The organism is Shinella sp. GW821-FHT10F02 (assembly GCF_058809275.1).
In genome coordinates, this window is the sequence record NZ_JBXASL010000020.1 from 1 (window position 1) to 2,500 (window position 2,500).

A 2,500-nucleotide genomic window follows, 5' to 3' on the forward strand; every position below is an offset into this window, starting at 1 on the left:
ACTGGTTGCGGGGGCAGGATTTGAACCTGCGGCCTTCAGGTTATGAGCCTGACGAGCTACCGGGCTGCTCCACCCCGCGCCAAGCGCAACACCCATTGGGTGTTGTCGCGGTGGCGTAACCGCTTTGGCGGTTATGCCTTCTGCCGAGCAATTGCGCAGCAATTGTCTCGTGTTCTTGTTTCACCAAACAGAAAGGACCGCTTAGAGCGGCCCTTGATCGGCTTGGGCCGAGTTTGTGTCGAGAAGATTTGGTATTTTGCGATGCAAGTACCTTATATATTGCCATTAGCAGACCTGGCAGTGACCTACTCTCCCGCGTCTTAAGACGAAGTACCATTGGCGCTGGGGCGTTTCACGGCCGTGTTCGGAATGGGAACGGGTGCAGCCACCCCGCCATAACCACCAGGTCGGCTAAGGGCAATATATTGAGAAGCTGGTAAAGGAGGGCAAGCCTCCTTGTTTGTCTTAATTTGTGAACACGTCTTGGCATCACCGCCCCTTACGGGGTCGATGAGCATGAACAATGAGAACGATCAAGCCAATCGAGCTATTAGTACCGGTAAGCTTCACACATTGCTGCGCTTCCACACCCGGCCTATCAACGTGGTCGTCTTCCACGGCTCTCAAGGGAATACTCGTTTTCAGGTTGGTTTCCCGCTTAGATGCCTTCAGCGGTTATCCATTCCATATATAGCTACCCTGCTATGCCCTTGGCAGGACAACAGGTCCACCAGAGATATGTCCATCCCGGTCCTCTCGTACTAGGGACAGATCCTGTCAATATTCCTACACCCACGGCAGATAGGGACCGAACTGTCTCACGACGTTCTGAACCCAGCTCACGTACCGCTTTAATTGGCGAACAGCCAAACCCTTGGGACCTGCTCCAGCCCCAGGATGCGATGAGCCGACATCGAGGTGCCAAACAACCCCGTCGATATGGACTCTTGGGGGTCATCAGCCTGTTATCCCCGGCGTACCTTTTATCCGTTGAGCGATGGCCCTTCCACGCGGGACCACCGGATCACTATGACCGACTTTCGTCTCTGCTCGACTTGTCAGTCTCGCAGTCAGGCGGGCTTATGCCATTGCACTCGACGACCGATTTCCGACCGGTCTGAGCCCACCATCGCGCGCCTCCGTTACTCTTTCGGAGGCGACCGCCCCAGTCAAACTACCCACCATACACTGTCCCGGACCCGGATGACGGGCCGCGGTTAGACATCCATGACGATAAGGGTGGTATTTCAAGGATGGCTCCACGAGAACTGGCGTCCCCGCTTCAAAGCCTACCACCTATCCTACACATGCCGACACGAATGCCAGTGTAAAGCTATAGTAAAGGTGCACGGGGTCTTTCCGTCTAACCGCAGGAACCCCGCATCTTCACGGGGAATTCAATTTCACTGAGTCTCTGCTGGAGACAGCGGGGAAGTCGTTACGCCATTCGTGCAGGTCGGAACTTACCCGACAAGGAATTTCGCTACCTTAGGACCGTTATAGTTACGGCCGCCGTTTACTGGGGCTTCGATTCAAAGCTTGCACCTCTCCTCTTAACCTTCCAGCACCGGGCAGGCGTCAGACCCTATACGTCGTCTTGCGACTTCGCAGAGCCCTGTGTTTTTGATAAACAGTCGCTACCCCCTGGTCTGTGCCACCCCAAAATACTTGCGTATCCTGGGGTCACGCTTCTTCCGAAGTTACGCGTGCAATTTGCCGAGTTCCTTCAGCAGAGTTCTCTCAAGCGCCTTGGTATGCTCTACCTGACCACCTGTGTCGGTTTCGGGTACGGTCTATACGGTGGGGCTATTTCCTGGAACCGCTTCCTCGCCCAGACAATCCAATAAGTCTGAACAAGTTACGCAATCCGTCACCACCACCAGGCCCACGAATATTAACGTGGTTCCCATCGACTACGCGTGTCCGCCTCGTCTTAGGGGCCGGCTAACCCTGCTCAGATTAACTTTAAGCAGGAACCCTTGGTCTTTCGGCGAGGGGGTCTCTCACCCCCTTTATCGTTACTCATGTCAACATTCGCACTTCCGATACCTCCAGGAGCCCTCACGGGTCTCCCTTCACAGGCTTACGGAACGCTCCGCTACCACACGTCTTGCGACGTATCCTCAGCTTCGGTGCATGGCTTTAGCCCCGTTACATTTTCGGCGCAAAGACCCTTAATTAGACCAGTGAGCTGTTACGCTTTCTTTAAATGATGGCTGCTTCTAAGCCAACATCCTGGTTGTTTTGGGATCCTCACATCCTTTCCCACTTAGCCATGACTTGGGGACCTTAGCTGGAGGTCAGGGTTGTTGCCCTTTTCACGACGGACGTTAGCACCCGCCGTGTGTCTGCCGACTAGTACTCCTCGGTATTCGGAGTTTGGTTAGGATCAGTAAGACGGTGAGTCCCCATAGCCCATCCAGTGCTCTACCCCCGAGGGTATTCGGTCGACGCTCTACCTAAATAGATTTCGCGGAGAACCAGCTATCTCCGAGTTTGA

1 tRNA gene and 2 rRNA genes (1 of these 3 cut by a window edge) are annotated in these 2,500 nt (G+C 54.5%); all 3 read right to left on the reverse strand.

From position 1 onward, the window contains the following. Positions 1–2: 2 nt before the first annotated feature. Positions 3–79: transfer RNA gene (locus AC1RWL_RS32070), tRNA-Met, on the reverse strand. Positions 80–292: 213 nt separating this feature from the next. Further along, positions 293–407, reverse strand: a 5S ribosomal RNA gene (gene rrf, locus AC1RWL_RS32075). 122 nt (positions 408–529) lie between these two features. Next, positions 530–2,500: ribosomal RNA gene (locus tag AC1RWL_RS32080) — 23S ribosomal RNA — on the reverse strand; it runs 827 nt beyond the window's last position.